General features: G+C 56.7%; 21 protein-coding genes and 3 tRNA genes. 21 read left to right on the top strand and 3 right to left on the bottom strand.

What is annotated here, in order from left to right; all coding sequences use genetic code 11:
- Positions 1–433: 433 nt before the first annotated feature.
- The 16 genes from VGE55_RS10000 to iscX all read left to right on the top strand — a co-directional run bounded on the left by VGE55_RS10000 (position 434) and on the right by iscX (position 11,941).
- The gene (locus tag VGE55_RS10000; protein ID WP_331131537.1) at positions 434–1,051 is read left to right on the top strand and encodes a response regulator transcription factor; all 618 of its coding nucleotides are present in this window, start codon (positions 434–436) and stop codon (positions 1,049–1,051) included.
- 202 nt (positions 1,052–1,253) lie between these two features.
- A complete protein-coding gene (queC, locus tag VGE55_RS10005; RefSeq protein WP_331131538.1) occupies positions 1,254–1,979 on the top strand; it encodes a 7-cyano-7-deazaguanine synthase QueC in 726 nt (241 codons plus the stop codon).
- Between the two features lie 144 nt (positions 1,980–2,123).
- Positions 2,124–2,199: transfer RNA gene (locus VGE55_RS10010), tRNA-Gly, on the top strand.
- Between the two features lie 80 nt (positions 2,200–2,279).
- Positions 2,280–2,353, top strand: a tRNA-Cys gene (locus VGE55_RS10015).
- 16 nt (positions 2,354–2,369) lie between these two features.
- A tRNA-Leu gene (locus tag VGE55_RS10020) sits at positions 2,370–2,462 on the top strand.
- Positions 2,463–2,531: 69 nt separating this feature from the next.
- The gene (metG, locus tag VGE55_RS10025) at positions 2,532–4,622 is read left to right on the top strand and encodes a methionine--tRNA ligase (protein ID WP_331131539.1); all 2,091 of its coding nucleotides are present in this window, start codon (positions 2,532–2,534) and stop codon (positions 4,620–4,622) included.
- A gap of 76 nt (positions 4,623–4,698) precedes the next feature.
- A complete protein-coding gene (locus VGE55_RS10030) occupies positions 4,699–4,884 on the top strand; it encodes a DUF3460 family protein (protein WP_331131540.1) in 186 nt (61 codons plus the stop codon).
- A gap of 10 nt (positions 4,885–4,894) precedes the next feature.
- Positions 4,895–5,803: a ScpA family protein gene (locus VGE55_RS10035; RefSeq protein ID WP_331131541.1), complete on the top strand. Its 909-nt coding sequence runs from the start codon at positions 4,895–4,897 to the stop codon at positions 5,801–5,803.
- 661 nt (positions 5,804–6,464) lie between these two features.
- Complete coding sequence (gene iscR / locus VGE55_RS10040; protein WP_331131542.1) at positions 6,465–6,950, top strand: Fe-S cluster assembly transcriptional regulator IscR; 486 nt, start codon at positions 6,465–6,467, stop codon at positions 6,948–6,950.
- A gap of 41 nt (positions 6,951–6,991) precedes the next feature.
- Complete coding sequence (locus tag VGE55_RS10045) at positions 6,992–8,203, top strand: IscS subfamily cysteine desulfurase (RefSeq protein WP_331131543.1); 1,212 nt, start codon at positions 6,992–6,994, stop codon at positions 8,201–8,203.
- Between the two features lie 39 nt (positions 8,204–8,242).
- Positions 8,243–8,623, top strand: coding sequence for a Fe-S cluster assembly scaffold IscU (gene iscU, locus VGE55_RS10050; RefSeq protein ID WP_331131544.1), 381 nt, complete (start codon positions 8,243–8,245; stop codon positions 8,621–8,623).
- A gap of 27 nt (positions 8,624–8,650) precedes the next feature.
- On the top strand, positions 8,651–8,974 hold the full coding sequence (gene iscA, locus VGE55_RS10055; RefSeq protein ID WP_331131545.1) for an iron-sulfur cluster assembly protein IscA: 324 nt from the start codon (positions 8,651–8,653) through the stop codon (positions 8,972–8,974).
- A complete protein-coding gene (gene hscB / locus VGE55_RS10060) occupies positions 8,974–9,495 on the top strand; it encodes a Fe-S protein assembly co-chaperone HscB (protein ID WP_331131546.1) in 522 nt (173 codons plus the stop codon). Before iscA ends, hscB begins: the two co-directional genes overlap by 1 nt.
- Positions 9,495–11,372, top strand: a complete 1,878-nt coding sequence (gene hscA, locus VGE55_RS10065; RefSeq protein ID WP_331131547.1) for a Fe-S protein assembly chaperone HscA — start codon at positions 9,495–9,497, stop codon at positions 11,370–11,372. Before hscB ends, hscA begins: the two co-directional genes overlap by 1 nt.
- 24 nt (positions 11,373–11,396) lie before the next feature.
- On the top strand, positions 11,397–11,735 hold the full coding sequence (gene fdx / locus VGE55_RS10070; protein ID WP_331131548.1) for an ISC system 2Fe-2S type ferredoxin: 339 nt from the start codon (positions 11,397–11,399) through the stop codon (positions 11,733–11,735).
- Positions 11,736–11,746: 11 nt separating this feature from the next.
- Positions 11,747–11,941: a Fe-S cluster assembly protein IscX gene (gene iscX, locus VGE55_RS10075; RefSeq protein ID WP_331131549.1), complete on the top strand. Its 195-nt coding sequence runs from the start codon at positions 11,747–11,749 to the stop codon at positions 11,939–11,941.
- Positions 11,942–11,955: 14 nt separating this feature from the next.
- On the opposite strand, the gene VGE55_RS10080 is transcribed toward iscX, so the two are convergent.
- Entirely contained in the window at positions 11,956–12,285 is a 330-nt protein-coding gene (locus VGE55_RS10080; protein WP_331131550.1) for a hypothetical protein, read from the bottom strand.
- Between the two features lie 96 nt (positions 12,286–12,381).
- Here VGE55_RS10080 and VGE55_RS10085 point away from each other — a divergent pair, with 96 nt between their 5' ends.
- Together VGE55_RS10085 and VGE55_RS10090 are read left to right on the top strand one after the other, a co-directional pair.
- Positions 12,382–12,798 (top strand): hypothetical protein, encoded by a 417-nt coding sequence (locus VGE55_RS10085; protein ID WP_331131551.1) that lies wholly within the window; start codon positions 12,382–12,384, stop codon positions 12,796–12,798.
- Positions 12,799–12,872: 74 nt separating this feature from the next.
- Entirely contained in the window at positions 12,873–13,418 is a 546-nt protein-coding gene (locus VGE55_RS10090) for a hypothetical protein (protein ID WP_331131552.1), read from the top strand.
- Between the two features lie 18 nt (positions 13,419–13,436).
- Here the strand turns inward: VGE55_RS10090 and VGE55_RS10095 are convergent, their stop codons facing one another.
- Together VGE55_RS10095 and VGE55_RS10100 are read right to left on the bottom strand one after the other, a co-directional pair.
- Positions 13,437–14,399, bottom strand: a complete 963-nt coding sequence (locus VGE55_RS10095; RefSeq protein WP_331131553.1) for an alpha/beta hydrolase family esterase — start codon at positions 14,397–14,399, stop codon at positions 13,437–13,439.
- An 11-nt stretch (positions 14,400–14,410) separates the two neighbouring features.
- The gene (locus VGE55_RS10100) at positions 14,411–14,959 is read right to left on the bottom strand and encodes a pyridoxamine 5'-phosphate oxidase family protein (RefSeq protein ID WP_331131554.1); all 549 of its coding nucleotides are present in this window, start codon (positions 14,957–14,959) and stop codon (positions 14,411–14,413) included.
- Positions 14,960–15,022: 63 nt separating this feature from the next.
- On the opposite strand from VGE55_RS10100, the gene VGE55_RS10105 reads away from it, so the two are divergent.
- Genes VGE55_RS10105 through VGE55_RS10115 form a run of 3 tightly spaced genes read left to right on the top strand, consistent with a single transcriptional unit; the run spans position 15,023 to position 21,839 of the window.
- Entirely contained in the window at positions 15,023–18,316 is a 3,294-nt protein-coding gene (locus tag VGE55_RS10105) for a transglutaminase family protein (RefSeq protein ID WP_331131555.1), read from the top strand.
- 41 nt (positions 18,317–18,357) lie between these two features.
- Entirely contained in the window at positions 18,358–20,925 is a 2,568-nt protein-coding gene (locus VGE55_RS10110) for a circularly permuted type 2 ATP-grasp protein (RefSeq protein WP_331131556.1), read from the top strand.
- A 2-nt stretch (positions 20,926–20,927) separates the two neighbouring features.
- Positions 20,928–21,839, top strand: a complete 912-nt coding sequence (locus VGE55_RS10115; RefSeq protein ID WP_331131557.1) for a transglutaminase family protein — start codon at positions 20,928–20,930, stop codon at positions 21,837–21,839.
- Positions 21,840–22,331 lie beyond the last annotated feature (492 nt).

Here is a 22,331-nt window from a genome sequence, read left to right on the forward strand (position 1 = left end):
ATGGCGTGTGGCAGGGTCCGTCAAATAAGCCCTGTTTTTCAGGTCAAACCGCTCAATAGGGCCACCCGCTTCTGGGGATGTGACTTCTCGGTATCCCTCAGTTCAGTGATACTAGCAAAAGTTAACCGGAGCGAACAGCGTCTTGTGTTGGTTTGCTTACAGACAATTACCGAAAGATCCATCCCCCCGATGGATACCCCCCGATTGACGACCGCTAACTTTACTGACAGTCAGTTGAATCCGATTTTTGAAGTGTTAAGTAACAATCACAATCGTTGCAGTCCAGAACGTGAATGACAAATGCGGGGTTAACATGACACTACGTACGAGCTGGCCAAACCAGCCGACCTTGGGTGGGAATATGACAAATGAAAAAATAATGGCTGGCCGTACCAGCCCTGGACGCGACACCACTGCGTTGAGTCAGCCGTCCGTGAACCGTACTGTCAGCCTGCAACCCATGTTCGTGACCAACCGAACAACCCTTGCAGAAATCGACAACCACCTCGCCAGCGCAGAGACCCGAATCGTGGTGGTAACGCTGGAAAAAGGCAGCAGCCACGGCGAAACGGTGGTCGAGCACATCGGTGAACATTATTCGGATGTCCGCATTGTTCTCGTGTGTGAAGGCACAGCGCAGGACATTCTCGCCATGGCCTTCAAACAGGGCGTATGGGCCTGTGTGGGGCGCCAGTCTTCCGTTGAAACGCTGCGCGAAGCGATTGACACGGTGGCTGCTGGTGCACGCTTTGTAGCGCCTGAGTTGGTCAACGCCAAACCCGCCAACGCAGCCAATGCGCACGAGCGGACGGATCACGGCGGCAAACTGAATACATTCCATGAAGACGAAGAAAGCACGCAGCTGACTCGTCGCGAACGTCAGGTGTTGACGCTGATTGCACAAGGGCGTCCTCGCCGGGAAATTGCCGAGCTGCTCAAAGTGTCTCCCCGCACCATTGATGCTTATCGTGCACGGCTGCTGCAAAAACTCAGCCTTGATTCCAGCGTTCAACTGGTGAAGTACGCCATTTCTGCAGGCCTGGCGAACTGATTCAACGCATTCCTTACCTGATGATTACCGCAGTCTTTTGAAAACCTGAAAAACGACTACAAAACTATTGTTCTAAAAAAGCGCCCAAACCCCGCCCGAATGGCGGGGTTTTTTATGGCGCTCGGCAAAGCAACGGGGAAGCTGTGGGCCGGATCAGCGCTACAATCCAACCATCTGCAATGACCTAACACCACCACCAACCATGTCCAACAAAGCGCTGGTTCTCTTCTCGGGCGGGCAAGACAGCACCGTCTGCCTGGCCTGGGCCTTGTCCAAGTTTGACCACGTCGAAACCATTGGTTTTGATTATGGCCAGCGTCACCGGGTGGAATTGGACTGTCGACTCAAGGTGCTGGAGGCCATTCGGACCACATTCCCAGCGTGGGCCGCCAAAATCGGTGAAGACCGCGTGATTGATTTGGGCTGGATGGGGCAAATTTCCGACTGCGCGCTCACCGAGAACCGCAAGATTGAGCTGTCAGAGAGCGGCCTGCCGAACACCTTTGTACCCGGCCGTAACCTAGTCTTTTTTCTGATTGCCAGCGCAGTGGCTTACCGGCGTGAACTGAACACACTGGTGGGCGGGATGTGCCAGACGGACTTCTCGGGCTACCCGGATTGCAGGGAAGACACCTTAAAGGCACTCCAAGTGGCGACCAACCTGGGCATGGCCAGTCAGTTCCGGTTTGAATTGCCGCTGATGTGGATCAACAAAGCCGAAACCTTTGACATGGCGGCCCAATTGGGCGGAAATCCACTGCTCGACATCATTCGACACCACACACACACCTGCTACATGGGCGACCGCAGCACACTGCACCCCTGGGGGTATGGTTGCGGTGAATGCCCCGCCTGCGAGTTGCGTGCAAACGGGTGGAATCAATACATTTCCAAGGTTAATCAGTCACTTGATGAACCATCGCCTTGAAACTGCGCGAAACCAATCGCCACGCGGGTTTGCACATTTTTTAAGCAAAATGGAAATAATCAAAATAATTTTCAAAAAGTGTTTGACAGGTGAATTTTAATTGCTATAATTTCGTTCTCTCAGCGACGCATTGTTGCTGAAAACGCGGGAATAGCTCAGTTGGTAGAGCGCAACCTTGCCAAGGTTGAGGTCGCGAGTTCGAGCCTCGTTTCCCGCTCCATATTCCTAAAGGGGAAGTGCTACACTTCCCCTTTTCCACGTCTACGGGGGAGGTTTTTTTCCTCCTTGTAGAGCACCCTTGGCGGGGTGGCAGAGTGGTCATGCAGCGGACTGCAACTCCGTGTACGCCGGTTCGATTCCGACCCCCGCCTCCAACAAATACAGACAGCTGCCCGGGTGGTGAAATTGGTAGACACAGCGGACTTAAAATCCGCCGCTTACCGTAAAAGGGGCGTACCGGTTCGATTCCGGTCCCGGGCACCACAGGTCAACGCGCGTGGCCTGGATCCCGAAGTACAATAGCAAATTGTTCAAATTTGCCATCTATTCACCGTGACCCGCCGCATTCTTGTTACCTCCGCCCTGCCCTATGCCAATGGCGCCATTCATTTGGGCCACTTGGTTGAGTACATTCAAACCGACATCTGGGTTCGATTTCAAAAAATGCAGGGCAACGAGGTGTATTACGTGTGTGCAGACGACACACATGGCACCCCAGTCATGCTGCGCGCACAGTCTGAGGGCATTTCACCGGAAGAACTGATTGCCCGGGTGAGTGTTGAACATCAACGCGACTTTGCCAGTTTTTTTGTCGGCTTCGACAACTACTACTCCACCAACGCACCCGAGAACAAGGCGCACTGCGAAGCCATTTACAAGCAGCTTCGCGACCAGGGTCTGATTGAAACGCGTTCGGTGGAGCAGTTTTACGATCCGGTCAAAAGCATGTTTCTGCCGGACCGCTTCATCAAGGGCGAATGCCCCAAGTGCGGCGCCAAAGACCAGTACGGCGACTCCTGTGAGGTGTGTGGCGCCACTTACCAGCCCACCGAATTGAAAAATGCGTACTCCACGGTATCAGGGGCCACCCCCATCCGAAAAAGCTCGGACCACTACTTCTTTAAGTTGTCTGACCCGCGCTGCGAGCAGTTTTTGCGCGAATGGACCCAAAGCCCAGGTCGTCTGCAAATTGAAGGCAGCCGTAAAATGCAGGAGTGGTTGGGCGAGGAAGGCAGCGGCAAACTGGCTGACTGGGATATTTCCCGCGACGCGCCCTATTTCGGCTTTGAAATTCCAGACGCCCCCGGCAAGTACTTTTATGTGTGGCTGGATGCACCGGTGGGTTACTTCGCCAGCTTCCAAAACCTCTGCGAACGCATCGGTGTGGACTATCAGGAATTCCTGAAAGCAGACACCAACACCGAGATGATTCACTTCATCGGGAAAGACATTCTCTATTTCCATGCCCTGTTTTGGCCAGCCATGCTCCAATTTGCAGGCCTGCGCACGCCCACCAAAGTGAATGCGCATGGCTTCCTCACGGTGGACGGTGCCAAGATGAGTAAATCCCGCGGTACCTTCATCACCGCCGAAAGCTACATACAACAAGGCTTAAACCCGGAATGGCTGCGTTACTACTTTGCCGCCAAGCTGAATTCCAGCATGGAAGATCTGGACCTGAACTTCACGGACTTCACAGCACGCGTGAACAGTGACTTGGTCGGGAAATACATCAACATCGCCAGCCGCAGCGCCGGCTTTTTGGTGAAGTTTTTTGATGGCAAAGTGAACAACGGCGCCATGCAACACCCGCTGTTGCAACAGTTGCGCGCACAAGCGGCCACCATCGCCCAGCACTTCGATGAACGGGAGTATGGCAAGGCTATTCGGGAAATCATGGCGGGTGCCGATGCAGTCAATGCCTATGTAGACCAGGAAAAGCCCTGGGACCTTGCCAAGCAGGATGACAAACGGGATGAACTTCACACCGCTTGCTCTGTGTGCTTGGAAGCGTTCCGGTTATTGACGATTTACCTGAAGCCCGTATTGCCAACCTTGGCCGGCAACGCCGAGCAGTTGTTGGGGGTAGGCCAACTGACCTGGAACAGCGTGAACCTGCCACTTAACGCAAGCCAGGCCATTTCTGCGTTTAAACACCTCATGCAACGCGTGGATGCCAAACAGATTGAGGCCTTGATTGAGGCCAACAAACAATCCTTGGGCACCACCGCCCCCACAGCCACGGCAAATAGCGCAACGGCGAAGACCAGCAAACCTGCGCAGGCTGTTGCCAACACCCCTGCCACTGGCGACTTCATCACCATCGATGACTTTGCCAAAGTGGACTTGCGCCTGGGCAAAGTGCTGAGCTGCAATGCGGTGGAAGGTTCAACGAAGTTGCTCCAACTGTCGGTCGACTTGGGCGAAGCCAAGCCACGCAACATTTTCAGCGGTATTGCCGCGCACTACAAACCCGAGGCTTTGGTTGGCCAGTTTGTGGTGGTGGTGGCCAACCTGGCACCCCGCAAAATGAAGTTTGGCGTGTCTGAAGGCATGGTGCTGTGCGCAGCGGCGGACGATGACTCTGCGCTGTCCACATTGAGCGCAGCCGGTCAATTAACCCCGGGCATGAAAATCAGTTGATCACCGATTGACAACCGGCGCCCGTCCGTTGGGCGCCTGATAAACTATTGAAAACATTTCTCAACAGGCTTTGACCATGGCGCACTACGAATCTGAAGCAACCCAGTTTTTGAATCAACTGAAGCAGGAGAGACCCCACCTGGAACAGGAGCAACAGAAGGGCCGCTCACTGCTGTGGGACAAGCAACTGGACCGCGATTTGCAGGCGGGTTTCAAGACCGCGAAAGTGCCTCAAAAACCCTACGTGTACCAAAACAACTGAGCGCCGCTGCGTGAGCACACCAGCGCTTGACGATGTCGGCTTGGGCACCAGCCAGGACAGCACACCGAATACGGTGGACGGCTTGGCCTTGGCGCGCCTCTACGGCGAACCGCTGTTCAATGTGCCCAAAGACTTGTACATACCACCCGATGCGCTGGAGGTATTCCTGGAGGCCTTTGAAGGGCCGCTGGACTTGCTGCTCTACCTCATACGAAAGCAGAACTTCAATATTCTGGACATTCCCATGGCCGAGCTGACCCGTCAGTACCTGGCCTATGTGGAAGAAATTCGCAGCCGAAATCTCGAACTGGCCGCCGAGTACTTGCTGATGGCCGCCATGCTGATCGAAATCAAATCACGCATGTTGTTGCCGGTCATCCCCAAGGATGGCGAAACAGAAGCCGAAGACCCACGTGCTGAACTGGCACGGCGCCTCATTGAATACGAACAAATCAAGTTGGCAGCCCAGGAGCTGGACCGCGTGCCGGTGTTGGGTCGGGACTTTTGGACGCCCCATGCCCACCACGACCCCAGCACCGTCGTTCAGTATCCGGACGTGAACGCAGATGAACTCAAGGAAGCGTGGCAAGCCATCTTGCGGCGAGCATCGCTGGTGAAAGCGCACACCATCTCACGGGAAGAGCTGTCGGTGCGTGAACACATGACCATTATTCTGCGTCGCCTTCAAACCCAGAAGTTTGTTGAATTTTTTGACATGTTCGAGACCGCCAAAGGTGTTGCTGTGGTGGTGGTTCATTTCATCGCCATGCTGGAATTAACCCGTGAAGGTCTGGTCAAGGTGACCCAGGCTGAGCCCTATGCGCCGATTTATGTGCGACTGGGGTATGAAGCTACAGGCGCACAGGGCGGTACTGAGCCTGCGGTGCCGTTTCATGCGGATGGCGCTGAGGCAATCTAATCCCCGTTGGCAGGGGTAGCCCGTGCCCGTTGTATTGCACCCCAGCAACACCGGTAGCCCGTGCCTGTTGTATTTGCTCCCCCAGCAACACCGATAGCCCGTGCCGAACGCCCCCCGAATGAAAAGGTTGCCCCGCGCTCATTGGGCAAAATCGCGAACCGTCCCGAGAACTCGCCACTGCGTGGCTCAAACATCTCGGTCCGTGTGTTCGAATGCTGTGCGGGTCAAGCCGATCGGGGGGCTGACTGTTCGGCGCCGGGCATACCGGCATTGCTGGGGGCGCCGCCTGCGCGGTTCCCCTCCCCTGCAGCGACAGTCAGGACAATCTGCACTCATTGTCCAAACCTTGTGACAAGCGGGCGCGGTGAACTGAACAACGGTCAGTTCAGAGGTCGATTCCCGACCGTCTCTTTTGGAGGGTCGACCTCAGCGATCGCGAGGCCCAGGTTTTGAAACACAGATTGGCCGTCGCGAAGGGGGGTGAATGCGCAGTGGCGCATTTGATGGAGCGCCAAGGCAGATGAACCACGCTGTGTGTTATCCACGGTTTCGAATATTCAAAAAACCGGGTTTTCCCCAGCCATGTTGCACCACATCAAAGTTGAGTGATTTAGTCAACTTTGCTATACTTGACCAAAATACTCGGAATTGGGTTTTTGCCATGCGATTGACCACAAAAGGCCGTTTTGCCGTGACAGCAATGATCGACCTCGCCCTGCAGCAGGACGAGGGTCCGGTGTCGCTGGCGGGCATCAGTCAACGCCAAAACATTTCCCTGTCCTACCTCGAGCAACTGTTCTCCAAACTGCGCCGCCATGCGCTGGTGGACAGTGTTCGCGGCCCTGGCGGTGGCTATCAGATTTCCCGTCCACTGACCAAAGTCAGCGTGGCCGATGTCATTTTGGCCGTGGACGAACCCCTGGATGCCACACAATGCGGCGGCAAGGAAAATTGCACCGACGAAGGCCAGTGCATGACGCACGACCTCTGGTCCAGCCTGAACCAGAAAATGTTGGAATACCTGGGCTCGGTCAGTTTGCAGTGCTTGGTGGACAAACACCGCCAAAAAGACGCCGAAAAGGATGCAGGAAAAACCATTCAGTTTCGCGACAGGCCAGTGGGTTTGAATACCGCAGCCCAAGCCTGACAAAACACGAACACGACAGAACACATTTGGAGCAGTTGAACATGAAGATGCCGATTTATCTCGATTACAGCGCCACCACCCCCGTGGACCCCCGCGTGGTCGACGCCATGATTCCCTTCCTGCGCGAAAGCTTTGGCAACCCGGCATCCCGCAGCCATGCGTACGGCTGGGAAGCAGAAGACGCGGTTGAACAAGCCCGTGGGCATGTGGCCGCGCTGGTGAATGCAGACCCACGCGAAATCGTCTGGACATCGGGCGCCACCGAGTCCATCAACCTGGCTGTGAAAGGCGCCGCCATGTTTTATGGCGAAAGCAAGGGCAAGCACATCATCACCGTGAAAACCGAGCACAAAGCCACGCTGGACACTTTCCGCGAGTTGGAGCGCCATGGTTTTGAAGCGACATACCTGGATGTTCTGGAAAACGGCTTGATCGACCTGGATGTGCTAAAAGCCGCCATTCGCCCCGATACGGTTTTGATTTCGGTCATGGCAGTGAACAACGAAATTGGCGTGATTCAGGACATCGAGACCATCGGCGAGTTGTGCCGCGAAAAGGGCATCATTTTCCATGTGGATGCCGCGCAGGCCACCGGCAAAATGGACATCGATTTGACCAAATTGAAAGTGGACCTGATGAGCTTTTCGGCCCACAAAACTTACGGCCCCAAGGGTGTGGGTGCTTTGTATGTGCGACGCAAACCCCGCGTGCGCATTGATGCGCAAATGCACGGTGGCGGCCACGAGCGTGGCATGCGCTCGGGTACCTTGGCCACACATCAAATTGTGGGCATGGGCGAAGCCTTCCGCATTGCCAAAGAAGAAATGGCCACCGAACTGCCAAAAATTCGCGCGCTGCGCGATCGCCTTCTGAACGGCTTGAAACAGATTGACGAAATTTACGTGAACGGTGACCTGGAACGCCGCGTGCCGCACAACCTGAATGTGAGCTTCAACTTTGTGGAAGGTGAGTCGCTGATCATGGCGGTTAAGGACATCGCGGTGTCGTCGGGTTCGGCCTGTACATCGGCCTCGCTGGAGCCTTCGTACGTGTTGCGCGCCTTGGGCCGCAGCGACGAACTGGCGCACAGTTCCATTCGTTTCTCGGTGGGCCGCTTTACCACCGAGGCTGACATTGATTTCACCATTGAACTCATGAAAACCAAAGTGGCCAAGCTGCGGGAGCTGTCCCCATTGTGGGAAATGCACCTGGACGGCGTGGACTTGAACACCGTGCAATGGGCTGCCCACTGAGCAACCCACTGAACCAACCCGAATTGAAGGAGAAGTACCATGGCATACAGCGACAAAGTGCTTGATCACTACGAAAACCCCCGCAATGTGGGCTCGTTTGACAAAAATGACGATGAAGTGGGCACCGGCATGGTGGGCGCACCGGCCTGCGGCGACGTGATGAAGCTGCAAATCAAAGTGGGTGAAGACGGTGTGATCACCGATGCGAAATTCAAGACCTATGGTTGCGGTTCGGCCATTGCATCGTCATCGCTCGTGACCGAGTGGGTGAAAGGCAAAACACTGGACCAAGCCCTGGAGATCAAGAACACCGCGATTGCCGAAGAACTGGCATTGCCACCTGTAAAAATTCACTGCTCCATCTTGGCTGAAGACGCCATCAAGGCTGCAGTTGAAGATTACAAAAAGAAACACGCTTGAATGTTGGCTTGAGAAGGAAGAAACACCATGGCCATCACACTGACGGAACGGGCTGCTGACCACATCACCAAATTCCTGGCCAAACGCGGCAAGGGCATTGGGCTACGCCTGGGTGTTCGCACCACAGGTTGCTCGGGCATGGCCTACAAACTGGAATTTGTCGACACCTCGGCCGAGGAAGACACCGTGTTTGAAAGCCATGGCGTGAAGCTTTTTGTGGACCCCAAAAGCATGCCTTACCTGGAAGGTATTGAACTGGACTTCGCCCGCGAAGGCCTGAACGAAGGGTTCAAGTTCAACAACCCCAATGAGAAAGCCCGCTGCGGTTGTGGTGAAAGCTTTACCGTGTGATGAACCTCAGCGACAGCGATTTTGAACTCTTTGGCCTGCCTGCACGCTTCTCGCTGGACAAGGAGGCCCTGACCAAGGCCTACCTGCGCCTGCAAAACCAGACGCACCCAGACCGCTTTGCCAATGCCAGTGCACAGGAAAAGCGCCTGGCTGTGCAGTGGGCCACGCGAATCAACGAGGCCTACAAGCGCTTGCAAAACCCCTTGGAACGCGCCATTTACTGGTGCGAACTTCAGGGGGAAGAACCCCGCGCACAGCAAAGCCAATTGCCCCCTGCCCTGCTGATGCAGCAAATGGACTGGCGTGAAGAGGCCGAGGACATTGACTCGCCCGCTGCGCTGGAGGAACTGATGGATGCAGTGGCTGCGGAAAAGCGGCGCTGCCTGGGCGTGATTGCCCGTGAAATTGATGAAGAACGGGATGCCAAGGCCGCCACACACACCGCGCAGGCCTTGATGTTCATCGACAAATTTCTGCTGGAGCTTCAGAAGAAGCTGGAGCAGATGGAGGATGCCAGCTAATGGCCTTGTTGCAGATTGCCGAACCCGGCATGTCCACCGCGCCGCATGAACACCGGTTGGCGGTTGGTATCGACCTGGGAACCACCCACTCGCTGGTGGCCAGCGTGCGCTCTGGCAGCGCAAGCTGCCTGCCCGATGCCTCTGGCCGGGTGATATTGCCGTCGGTGGTTCGCTACGGCGAACAGGGTGTGAAAAACCTGGGTGAAGAAGCCCTGGCCTGTGCCGACACCGATCCATTCAACACGGTGTTTTCCGTGAAGCGACTGATGGGCCGTGGCCATGCCGATGTGCAGGGCCTGAGGTTGCCCTACCGCTTAACCGACACCGCTGGCATGGTGAACATCGACACGGATTTTGGCGTTAAAAGCCCGGTGGAAGTGTCGGCAGACATTCTTCGTGCCTTGCGCAAACGGGCCGAAGCGTCCTTGGGCGGTGAATTGGTGGGTGCTGTGATCACCGTACCAGCCTACTTTGACGATGCACAACGCCAAGCCACCAAAGACGCTGCGCAACTGGCTGGTTTGAATGTGCTGCGCCTCATCAATGAACCCACCGCCGCTGCCGTGGCGTATGGATTGGATCAAAAGGCCCAAGGCCAGTTTGTGGTGTTCGATCTGGGTGGTGGCACCTTTGATGTGTCAATTTTGCGCCTGCAAGGTGGTGTGTTTGAAGTGTTGGCCACCGGTGGCGACTCAGCCCTGGGCGGCGACGACTTTGACCGTGCCATGGCAGACCATTTTCTGGCCACGCACGGGCTGACGGAGCTAAACCCGCAACAACGGTCCCGCTTGGTGATGGCTTGCCGTCGAGTGAAAGAACAAATCTCCAGCGAACACACGGCATTTTTGAGTGTGAATTTTAAAAGCGGTGAAACCATTGCTGAAACAGTGACGGCTGAACAGTTTGCCAACATTGTCGAACCCCTGGTGAAACGCACACTGACAGCAACCCGAAAAACCCTGCGGGATGCAGGCTTGTCGATCGACGACATTGATGGCGTCGTGATGGTGGGGGGCTCAACCCGCATGCCCGTCATTCGCAAGGCGGTGAAAGAATTTTTTGGTCAGGACCCCTTGGTCAACCTGAACCCGGATGAAGTGGTGGCGCTGGGTGCCGCCATTCAGGCCGACATGCTGGCCGGTAACCGAAATGATGATGAACTGTTGCTGCTGGACGTGATCCCGCTGTCGCTGGGTATCGAGACCATGGGTGGACTGACTGAGCGCATCATCAACCGCAACAGCACCATTCCAGTGGCCCGGGCGCAGGAGTTCACGACCTTCAAAGATGGCCAAACCGCCATGGCCATTCACGTTGTACAGGGCGAACGCGAACTGGTGAGCGAAAACCGTTCGCTGGCAAAATTTGAATTGCGGGGCATTCCCCCCATGGTGGCTGGCGCTGCGCGCATTCGCGTGACATTCCAAGTGGATGCCGATGGTTTGCTATCGGTGAATGCTGTAGAAACAGGCTCCAATGTGTCGGCCAATATCACGGTAAAACCCGCGTATGGCTTAAGCGACGACCAAATTGCCGACATGCTGAAAAGCAGCTTTGAACATGCCGAAGCTGACATGCATGCACGCCAGTTGCGCGAGCAGCAAGTGGAGGCCATGCGCTTGGTGGAGTCGGTTGAAGCGGCACTCGACAAAGACGCTCAACTGCTGGACGACACGGAGTTGAAGTCCATACGCGCCAGTGTGGGCGCATTGCGTGAGCTTGCAGCCAGCGACCAATTGCGCGCCATTGAACAAGGCATTGAAAGCCTGAGCCACCTCACGGAAGATTTTGCTGCACGCCGCATGGATGCTGGCATCCGCAAGGCTTTGGCTGGAAAAACGCTGGATGCAGTCAGCCAACAACTGACCAATCAATAAACTGGAATTGAGGAATTTTTGACCATGCCGGTGATCAAGGTATTGCCCCACGAAACGCTGTGCCCCGAAGGCAAAACCTTTGAAGTGGCCGAAGGGGAACAACTGTGCGAAAGCCTGTTGAAGCACGACATTGAAATTGAACACGCCTGCGAGATGAGCTGCGCCTGCACCACTTGCCATGTGATTGTACGCGAGGGTTTTAACAGCCTGGAAGCCAGTGATGATGACGAAGATGACTTGCTGGACATGGCTTGGGGCCTGACGCCCCAAAGCCGGCTGTCATGCCAAGTGAAAGTGGCCCAAAAGGACCTGACACTGGAACTGCCCAAATACACCAAAAACCATGCGCGCGAACACCACTGAGAGAGACGACCATGAAATGGACCGACACACTGGACATCGCCCTGGCGCTTATTGACGCTCATCCGGACGTAGACCCACAGTACATTCGCTTCACGGACCTGCATGCGTGGGTGATGGCCCTGCCTGGGTTTTCCGACGAGGCAGCCAAGTCGAACGAGAAAATTCTGGAAGCGATCCAGATGACGTGGATCGACGAGCAAGACTGAAACTTGTTTGAAGATCAGTTTGACGGACAAGCACTGTCCGTCAAACTGGGAAATAGACTGACTGGTTGATAGCCCAAGGCACGGGCTTTTTGCTCATCGGCGGCATCCACAGACACCACCCGAACAAATGCTGTGGGCCCGCCACACACTGCGGCATACATGCGGCCATCACTGGCACAACGCGCTGCTTTCACACCCACACCGGCCTTGGCCAACTCGGCATCCAACATACCCACGGTTGTTTTGGCAGGTTCACACTGCACATTGCTCACCCGTTTGGCCAACTCCACAGGCTGGGGCGTTGGCGATGCACAGGCTGTCATCGACACGGACAATGCAATCAAACAATTTGCAGGGTGTAAAAGTTTCATCTTTGCAGGTTCGAAAAAGCAGGGCAAACTGCACGCTGCAACCCCAACATCATAACAGGAGACAAAACCATGGGTGTGACCAAGAAAGGCGGTGCCGTATTGAGCCGTTTGAAATCTGTTGCGCAAGCGGGTGCGGCTTCCCTGCCCGCAGGCAACTTGTTGACCGCGGTGGTGGACCAGGTCAGCCAGTTTGAAAGTGGCTTGAAAAGCACGGTGGATGGATTACAAGACAAGGTCCGCAGCCTGCAAACCAACCTCATGAAAATGTACCAGGCCCACAAGGAACTGGAGCAGGAAAACCAGGAACTGAACCGGAAACTGATCATGGCTGAAAAGGAAAACGCCGCACTCAGTGTTCAACTGGAACGAACCGAAATTGAATTGAACATGCACCGGGCCAAGCTGGAAAACATCACCCGCCTGCTGGTGGAAATGGACAGTCTTGATCCATTAAAAGTGGTGTCGCAAAAGAAAAAGCGGAAATAAAACCAGGGGATGGGCATGACCGTCCAATCCCTCGGTGGGTAACACCCGATTTCTAATTCGTCGGTGGATTAAAGATGAGAGTCAGTCTTAAAAAATCTTTGAGTGTGCTTGGTTTGACGCTGATATTTGCAATGTCGGTTGCTGACACATGGGCTGCATCGAATACTCCCGACCTTACTCGAATCATTGCGATCGGACAAACCAAAGAGGTCAATGACTATTCACCAGCCATCAGCAAATCCATCTGGGTTCGATTACACAGTCTTCCCGAAAAAACCAACCGTTGTCAGACTGAAACCAGTACACCCTGTCGTCTGAACTATTGGTTGTCCGCAGCCACCATGGATGAGCAACCCGAAGTCGCCTTGCAACCCCTCGGTGTATTGGGTGAGGTAGTTGATATCGAATGGCTTCCGGTCAAGTCGACGACATGCATTGATTGGGCTAGGTTGAAACTGACTGTTAAACCCTTTACCAAAGCAGCCATGGAGGCCAATCCATCAATTCCGCAGGACAGCACCCAACTCTTTGTGGAAATGTTCACATCGAATCAGCACCTCCGAATTGCATCAAGCCGACAAGCATTCAGCTCAGACCAGCCGCCGCGCCAATGTCGGTAATGGTGCCAAAAAAGTGACTTACCGCACCAAACTAAACCGCTGGAAAAAGGCCCAGATTTCCTCGGGTCCATCAATGTCGTGGTTTTGCGGACCCAGGGCTTTGTCCACGAGTTTCGGGAATCGCGCGTCCGGGCTTCGGCCTGGCATGCGATGGCCCCCACCGTTGACTCGATAAGCCAACACATCGGTTCCCTTGGGGCAATTGGATTCAATTCGGCTCACGGTGCTGCCGTCTTGGGCGTCTTTGTTGGGTAGTTGGACCAAACGGGCATCGCCTTCCTGGCAAGCGTTGAAACGGCGCCAAAAATCCAGTGTTTGATCAAATGACCAAACACCCCGCACAGCATGGCGCGCTCGACCCTGCCCACCGGCAAAGGATACCAATGGGTCGTCAGTACCATTCATAAACAATATGGGCAGGGGTGGGCTGGGTTGCCGGTTGGCGCAGGTTTCCGACAAGCCTTGGGTCATCAGCATGATGACGCTGGCCACAGCGGCAAACCGTTGCGGGTCACTGCAGGCCAAGGTCAACGCCATGGCTCCACCGTTGGACACACCCACCAAGTAAACCCGTCGAGGGTCGACCACGCCGCGCAATATCAACTGGTCGGTCAATGTCAGCAGAAAGGCGCGGTCATCGGTACCTTCCGGCGGCACAGCACCCGCGCGCTCAGCGGGATAGCGGCCATCGGCCCAACTGCGGTTTAAGCCATCGGGAAACACGACTGCAAATCCCTGTTGGCGGGCCAGTTCGGGCCAGGTGCTGCGTTCCATCAGGTCTGCGCCTTGCTGCGTATTGCCGTGCAAGGCAATCACCAAAGGCAAAGGGTTGTTGCCGCTGGGCTTGACCAAGGTGTAGGTGCGTTTTTGACCATTCACCGCCAACACATCGGCATAAGCAGGTTGCAGCAGCCACACAGCCAGCCACAGGGCAGCAGCCACAACACCCGTCAAACGACCACTCATTCGTTGATCATTCATTGCCATGTCCTTTAAGGCACCAAATTCTGCGTTATCCACCCACCCTGTCGATTGCGCTCTGCAGCCCAACGCTGGTGCCCTTCCCGGCTCAATTGCAGGCAATCCATGCGCTGCACATCGACCAATAACACGGTGAAGTACTCGCGCGCCAGGCTCATGTCGTGAGCCTGATCACTGTCCGTATTCAGTACGCTACCCGGTGCAGACAAGGTGGCATAGTCACGCCGCGCATGGTCAGGCACCCTCGCCCAGTATTGGTCAACTTGCGACACATCGGCTTCAACACGCACAGTACCCCACACCCGCAGCTGGGTATTGCTTTTGGGGTTCCAGAAGACCAGGCTAACCTTGTCGCATTGCGCAAGGTCTTGCATTTTTTGGCTTCTGTGGTCGGTGAAAAATACCAAGGTCGCTGCATCCGGCAACACCTTGCGCAGCACCACATGGCGTGCGTTGGGGCCGTCCACGCCTTGGGTGCACAAGGCTGGTGTGCGCCACGGGTGTTTGTTGTCCACACTGGCCCGAACCAGCATGGCCCATGTTTCAGCGGCATGATTCATGCTTTGTCACATCAAAAGAGGATTATTTGCTGACATTTGTGCCCTGTTTTTGGGAATTGAACCGTGTCCATTCACATTGCCCTGCGCCATATTACACGCTACCGGTATGACCGGCCCATCCACCTTGGCCCCCAAGTGGTGCGCCTGCGGCCTGCGCCCCATGCCCGCACACGCATCCTCAGCTACAGCCTGAAGGTGCTGCCAGCCACCCATTTCATCAACTGGCAGCAAGACCCCCAAAGCAACCACCTGGCGCGTTTGGTCTTCCCCGACAAAACCACCGAGTTCGAGATTGCCGTTGACCTGGTGGCCGAAATGGCGGTCTACAACCCCTTTGATTTCTTCCTGGAGAAAGAGGCGGAGTACTTCCCATTCCAGTACGATGCCACCCTGGACCATGAACTGGCCCCTTACCTCAAGCCCTGCCGGCTGGGCCCTGCATTTGAGCAATTCATGAGCACCTTGGTGCGAGACCGATGCCGCACGGTGGATTACCTGGTGTACTTGAACCAGTTGCTGTTCAAAAGAATTGACTACCTGATTCGCCTGGAGCCCGGTGTGCAAACCCCGGACGAGACCCTGCTCAAACGGAGTGGCTCCTGCCGGGACTCCGCCTGGCTCATGGTGCAGGTGCTGCGGCGGCTGGGCCTGGCTGCCCGCTTTGCGTCGGGCTATTTGATTCAACTGAAAAGTGATGTCAAAGCCATCGACGGGCCCGACGGACCAGAAGCCGACTTTACCGACCTGCATGCCTGGTGCGAAGTCTATCTGCCCGGTGCCGGCTGGATTGGTTTGGACCCCACATCGGGCCTGTTGGCCGGCGAAGGGCATATTCCGTTGGCCTGTTCCCCTGACCCCAGCAGTGCAGCGCCCATCACGGGCGCACTGGATGAATGCGAGGTGGTGTTTGAACACACCATGACCGTTCAGCGCATTCACGAAGCACCGCGCACCAGCAAACCGTACACCGATGACACTTGGGCAGCCATTGAAGCCATGGGGCACCAAGTAGACCAAGTGCTGGACAAACTGGACGTGCGCCTGACCATGGGTGGAGAGCCCACTTTCGTGTCCAGCACTGACCGGGGGGGTGCCGAATGGAACACCGAGGCCCTGGGGCCCACCAAGCGTGCCCATGGCGCTGAACTTCTAAAGCGCATGGCCCGGCATTATGGCACTGGCGGCTTTTTTCACTTTGGCCAGGGCAAGTGGTACCCCGGCGAACAACTGCCGCGCTGGGCACTCAGCCTGTACTGGATGAAAGACGGCACCCCTTTGTGGCACAACCGCGAACTGCTGGATGATGAACAAAGCCCAGGCCGTGCCGAAACCACCACCGCACAGGTGTTCCTGAAACGCCTGTGCCACAACCTGTTTTTGAGCGATGCCCATGTGCTGGCTGGGTATGAGGACGTGTGGTACCACCTGTGGCGTGAGCGCCGCCTGCCGGTGAATGTGGACCCTTTCGATTCGCGGCTGGACGACGCTTTGGAACGCAAACGGCTGCGCGCCGTGTTTGCCCAAGGGCTGGGCACGGTGACCGGGTATTGCCTGCCGCTGGCCAAAAGCAACACCTGCTGGAAAACAGGCCCGTGGTTTTTGCGGGATGAGCGGCTTTACCTGTTGCCGGGCGACTCACCCATGGGCTACCGCCTGCCTTTGGACTCATTGCCGTGGGCCAGCAAAGCCGACTTACCCGTGCACATTGAGCGGGACCCTTTCGACACCACGCCACCACCGTTGACGCAGCGGACAGCATTTCAAACCAAGGCTGCGGCCCAGTCGGTAGAAAACTCAGGCTCACACGATGAGCCCGCACTCTTTGACAGTGCCAGTGGCATTGTTCGAACCGCCCTGTGCGCACAGGTTCGCAATGGACACCTGTATATTTTCATGCCGCCCTTGGCTGGCCTGGAGGCGTACGCTGAATTGCTGTCGGCCATTGAGCAAACAGCGGCGGACCTTGATTGCCCTGTGGTGCTGGAAGGTTACCCGCCCCCCCGCGACCCACGCCTCACTGTGCTTCAAATGACGCCCGACCCCGGTGTGCTGGAGGTGAATGTTCACCCCAGCAAACACTGGGGTGAACTGCTTGCACTCACCACCACCCTCTATGAGGAAGCCCGGCAGTGCGGCTTGTCCACTGAGAAATTCATGCTGGATGGTCGACACACGGGTACCGGGGGCGGCAACCACATCGTGATGGGCGGAGACACCCCAGCAGACAGCCCATTTTTGCGTCGCCCCGACTTGCTGGCCAGCCTGCTGCGCTACTGGCACAACCACCCGGGTTTGAGTTACCTGTTCTCGGGCCTGTTCATTGGGCCCACCAGCCAGGCACCCCGTGTGGATGAAGCCCGCAGCGACCAAACCCATGAGCTTGAATTGGCCCTGACCGAACTGGACCGACAAACACAGCGTTACCGCGGTGAGCCCCCACCTTGGCTGGTGGACCGCCTGCTGCGCAACCTGCTGGTGGACGCCACGGGCAACACGCACCGCAGCGAATTTTGTATCGACAAGCTGTACAGCCCCGACTCCACCACGGGCCGCCTGGGCTTGCTGGAATTGCGGGCCTTTGAAATGCCACCGAACGCGCGAATGAGCCTTGCCCAGCAATTGCTGCTGCGCAGCCTGATTGCCCACTTCTGGCAGCGCCCCTACAAAGCACGGCTGGTGAATTGGGGTAACCGCCTGCACGACCAGTTCATGCTGCCCACCTTTGTTCGACAAGATTTGAGCGATGTGCTGGAGGATTTGAACCAAGCGGGTTTTGATTTGAAGATGGCCTGGTTTGAACCCCACTTTGCCTTCCGTTTCCCGAAAATCGGCGATTTGCAGGTGCGGGACCTTCAATTGGACATCCATGCGGCGCTGGAGCCATGGCATGTGCTGGGCGAGGAAGGCAGTGCGGGTGGCACAGTCCGTTATGTGGATTCATCCCTGGAGCGGCTGGAGGTTCGCCTTCGCAATTGGGTCGATGAACGTTACCAGCTTTGCTGCAACGGACACCGTGTGCCATTGCACCCCACGGGTCGAGAAGGGGAATATGTGGCGGGTGTGCGATACCGCGCCTGGCAACCGCCCAATGCGCTGCACCCCACCATCGGTGTGCATGCCCCTTTGGTGTTTGATGTCGTGGACACCTGGAATGGCCGCAGCCTGGGGGGTTGCCAAGTGCATGTGGCCCACCCGGGTGGCCGAAATTATGAGGTATTTCCAGTGAACGCCTTTGAGGCTGAAAGTCGACGTTTGGCCCGCTTTTTCCGGATGGGGCAGAGCCAGGGCGCGTTGGTGGCCAGCGATTGCAAACCACGCGGGGAGTTCCCGCTCACACTGGATTTGCGATGGACTTAAACCAGTAAAATGAAGTCTTCATTGCTGAACTGTGGCCTGCCGTGAGTGCCAACCCCAACCTGCCGAACATTGCAGACGCCGACATTCCCTGGCAACAGGCCATATTGGACGGCACCAGCGCTTACTACAGCGAACTGGCTGGGGAAGGCCGCCTTCGGCCTGTGTGGTCCACATTTTTGTCCCACCTGCCACAGCAACACGTTACCGAACACCTCAATGCCAAACAGCAGGCTTTGGCGCGGCAAATTCGTGACAACGGCATTACCTACAATGTGTATGCCGACGAACATCAGGGCGCTGCCCGCCCCTGGTCGCTGGACTTGCTGCCCTTCATTTTGGGTGGCGATGACTGGGCGGTGTTGGAGCAGGCCATTGTTCAACGGGCCCGGCTGCTGAATGCGCTGATGGTGGATGCCTATGGCCCGCAGGAATTCTTGCGGCGAGGGCTGATGCCAGCAGACCTGGTGTACGGGCATGCCGGTTACTTGCCGCAAATGCAGGGCGTAAAGCCCGCCAGTGATGTGTGGCTTCATTTGGTGGCTTTCGACCTGGGCCGTGGGCCGGATGGCCAATGGTGGATCATCAACCACCGCATGATGGCCCCCTCTGGACTGGGCTATGCCCTGGAAAACCGCCTGAGCATTTCACGCAGCTTTAGTCGCCCTTTCCGCGACATGCAGGTGCAACACCTGGCTGGCTTTTATCGCGACACCATTGACGCCATTCGAAAGCTCTCGCCCAAAGGTGAACAAGCCCGCATCGCGCTCATGACGCCAGGCCCTTACAACGAAACGTATTTTGAACACACCTACCTGGCCCGGTACTTGGGCATTACGCTGGTGGAAGGCAGTGACCTGGTGGTGCGGGGCAACACGGTTTACCTGAAAACCGTGCATGGCCTGGAGCAAATCGATGGCCTGATGCGCCGAACAGACGACCAGTGGCTAGACCCGCTGGAGCTTCGGGAGGACTCACAACTGGGTGTGCCCGGCCTGTTGCAGGCTGCACGCACCGGCGGCGTGGTGTTGGCCAACATGCCGGGTGCGGGCTGGCTGGAAAGCCCGGCCATGCATGGCTTTATGCCGGGCTTGGCCGAACATATCCTGAAGGAAGAATTGGTGCTGCCCAGCGTACCCAGTTGGTGGTGTGGCGAGTCCCCGGCTTGGGCACAAGCCAGCGAGCGGCTGGACAACCTCGTGATCAAATCCACCGGCCCCAATCGAAAGGGGCGCGTCATGGAATCGGTCATGGGCTCGTCGCTGGACGACATTGCCAAACGCAATTGGCTGTCACGCATCAGCCAACACCCGTCGGAGTACACCCTGCAGGAATTGATCCCGCTGTCTCGCGTGCCCATTTGGAATGCACAAGGCCATGTTGAAGAACGCGCCATGATGCTTCGGCTGTTTGCCGTCACCGATGGCCAAGGCGGTTACAAGGTAATGCCCGGTGGACTGACCCGCATTGCGGGCGACCAACACGGCATTGTGTCCATGCAAAAAGGTGGCAGCAGCCTGGACACCTGGGTATGCACCGGGCAGGCTGTGGACCGCAGCAGCAATTTGAAAGAGCGCCTTCAGGCCAAAGACCTGAAAGAACTGCGCAGGCCCGTGTCCAGCCGTGCGGCTGAGCATCTGTTTTGGCTGGGCCGTTACACCGAGCGGGCCAGTTTTTCGCTGCGCTTGCTGATGCACGCGCAAACCCTGCTGGAAGAGGAAGAGGTGCTGGATACCACGACCCTGGGATTTTTGCACGAGCTGTGTGGCAAGCAGGGCTTGAGCAGTGAATTTGATGCCGCAGCGCCGGTGAATCAGGATGACTTTGAAGACGATGTACTGAACCGGATTTGGTACAAAACCGGCGTGGGCGGACAACCCGCGATGGGCTTGGCCGCGCAATTGAATGGACTGGCTATGGTGGCCGGGCAACTGCGGGACCGGTTAAGCAGCCACCACTGGCGCCTGCTCAATGACTGTTCCAAGGTGCTGCACGAGCCCACGGGTGCCCAAGCACTGCGAACCATTCCCACACCCGCGCTGGAACGCATTCAGCTTTACCTCATGGCCATGCATGGCGAACAAAGTGACCACATGACCCGGGACTACGGCTGGCGCTTTTTGCAATTGGGCCGCCAATTGGAGCGACTCTGCAGCGCCTGCGATTGTTTGTTGTCAATGACCAGCATGCCAGGGCGCGCGGGTGAGCATGGCTTGGCCTTGGCGGTGGCCATGGCCGACAGCACCATCACCTACCGCAGCCGCTACCAGCACCGTTTTGAATGGCTGCCTGCGTTGGACCTGCTGCTGTTCGACAAAGACTCGCCTTATGCTGTGCAACGCATTTTGTACAAATTGAACATTGTGCTGAACCAGCTGCCAGGCGATGTACAACCCCTGCGCACCTTGTTTGAAGGTGTGTACCGCAACAACCGCTTACCCGAGGGTTTGTCTCTGGAAAGCCTGCAACCCCCCTTCCCCGCCGAGACTGGGCGCAAGCTGCGAGCCTGGTTGGCCGACTTGCTCGATACGGCCTACAAATTGTCGGACCTGGTTGGTGCCCAGTACTTCAGGCTGGCCGACCAGCCTGACCAAGTGATTCAGGGGCGTTGAACATGGCCGAACAACGCAAGGTGATGCATGTCACCGAATACGATTACCAAAGCCCGGCGGAATGTTCACAGCAGATTTGTATTCTTCAGCCGCAGGAAAGCAGCCAGATGGATGCAGGCCCATTGCGCAAGGGGCAAAAACTGGTGCGCCATGCCCTGAAAATTCGCCCTAACCCGTCCACTGTGCAAACCAGCCAGGACGCCTTTGGCAATGTGGTTCATCACTTTGAAATGAACTACCCGCACGACCACCTGGAAGTGGTGAGCGAACTGGAAGTGGAAGTAACCCCACAGCTACACACAGGCTCACTGGATGAGCTTGACTCACCCGTGTGGCACAGCATTGTGGATGCACTACGCTACAAGGCCGGTCAACAGGTGAGCACGGACTTTCAGTTTCGGTTTGAGAGCAAGCATGTGCCAATACTGGACAGCCTGAGGGATTATGGGCGACTCGACTTTTGGCCGAACCGGGCAGTGGTGCCTGCTGCTTATGCGCTGATGCAACGCATTTTCAAAGAATTCACTTACAAAAGCGGATCAACCACCATACAGACCACGGTGGAAGAAGTGATGCAACAACGCCAAGGGGTTTGCCAGGATTTTGCACATGTCATGCTGGGTGTGCTGCGCTCATTGGGATTGTCAGCCCGCTACGTGAGCGGCTATATGCTGACCGAGCCACCGCCGGGGCAACCCAAGTTGCTGGGGGCTGATGCGAGCCATGCCTGGGTGTCGCTGTGGTGTGGTCCTGAACTGGGTTGGGTGGATTTTGACCCCACCAACAACCAACTGCCCGACTGCCGGTATGTGACGGTGGCCTTGGGACGTGACTATGCGGATGTGCCACCGATTCGCGGGGTGGTGCATGGGGGTGGAAAGCACAGTTTGAAGGTGGGAGTGACGGTGTTTTGAGGGGTGCCGTACTTTGGGAATGCCGGCGCTTACGTTTGCACAGGACCATGTTCGGCTTTTTCTCGGCACTGCGCTTTACCTCGCCCTTGGCGACGGCCAATCTGTGGCTCAAAACCTGAGCCTCGCGATCCCTGAGGTCGACCCTCCAAAAAACACGGTCGGGAATCGACCTCTGAACTTGCCCGGTGGGCAAGTTCACCGCGCCTGCTCTTCACGGTTTTGCAGATTGTCCCGACTGTCGCTGCAGGGGAGGTGAACCGCGCAGGCCGCCTGCACCGAGCCGCTACGCCCCCAGCAATACCGGTATGCCCGGCGCCGAACAGTCAGCCCCCCGATCGGTTTGACCCGCACGGCATTCGAACACACGGACCGAGATGTTTGAGCCACGCAGTGGCGAGTTATCGGTCCTGTTCAGAATGCGCGGGGCAACCTTTTCATTCGGGGGGCGTTCGGCACGGGCTACCGGTGTTGCTGGGGGCTGTAAAACAGACC

This window comes from Limnobacter sp. (assembly GCF_036405155.1).
In the GTDB taxonomy this organism is placed as follows: Bacteria; Pseudomonadota; Gammaproteobacteria; order Burkholderiales; family Burkholderiaceae_B; genus Limnobacter.

Bases quoted from the DNA above. Each gene is read 5' to 3' on its own strand.
- iscX (WP_331131549.1), top strand. From the start codon at position 11,747: ATGAAATGGACCGACACACTGGACATCGCCCTGGCGCTTATTGACGCT.
- iscA (WP_331131545.1), top strand. From the start codon at position 8,651: ATGGCCATCACACTGACGGAACGGGCTGCTGACCACATCACCAAATTC.
- VGE55_RS10085 (WP_331131551.1), top strand. From the start codon at position 12,382: ATGGGTGTGACCAAGAAAGGCGGTGCCGTATTGAGCCGTTTGAAATCT.
- iscU (WP_331131544.1), top strand. From the start codon at position 8,243: ATGGCATACAGCGACAAAGTGCTTGATCACTACGAAAACCCCCGCAAT.
- VGE55_RS10100 (WP_331131554.1), bottom strand. From the start codon at position 14,959: ATGAATCATGCCGCTGAAACATGGGCCATGCTGGTTCGGGCCAGTGTG.
- queC (WP_331131538.1), top strand. From the start codon at position 1,254: ATGTCCAACAAAGCGCTGGTTCTCTTCTCGGGCGGGCAAGACAGCACC.
- iscR (WP_331131542.1), top strand. From the start codon at position 6,465: ATGCGATTGACCACAAAAGGCCGTTTTGCCGTGACAGCAATGATCGAC.
- VGE55_RS10030 (WP_331131540.1), top strand. From the start codon at position 4,699: ATGGCGCACTACGAATCTGAAGCAACCCAGTTTTTGAATCAACTGAAG.
- VGE55_RS10095 (WP_331131553.1), bottom strand. From the start codon at position 14,399: ATGAATGATCAACGAATGAGTGGTCGTTTGACGGGTGTTGTGGCTGCT.
- VGE55_RS10115 (WP_331131557.1), top strand. From the start codon at position 20,928: ATGGCCGAACAACGCAAGGTGATGCATGTCACCGAATACGATTACCAA.
- fdx (WP_331131548.1), top strand. From the start codon at position 11,397: ATGCCGGTGATCAAGGTATTGCCCCACGAAACGCTGTGCCCCGAAGGC.
- VGE55_RS10045 (WP_331131543.1), top strand. From the start codon at position 6,992: ATGAAGATGCCGATTTATCTCGATTACAGCGCCACCACCCCCGTGGAC.
- hscB (WP_331131546.1), top strand. From the start codon at position 8,974: ATGAACCTCAGCGACAGCGATTTTGAACTCTTTGGCCTGCCTGCACGC.
- VGE55_RS10090 (WP_331131552.1), top strand. From the start codon at position 12,873: ATGAGAGTCAGTCTTAAAAAATCTTTGAGTGTGCTTGGTTTGACGCTG.
- hscA (WP_331131547.1), top strand. From the start codon at position 9,495: ATGGCCTTGTTGCAGATTGCCGAACCCGGCATGTCCACCGCGCCGCAT.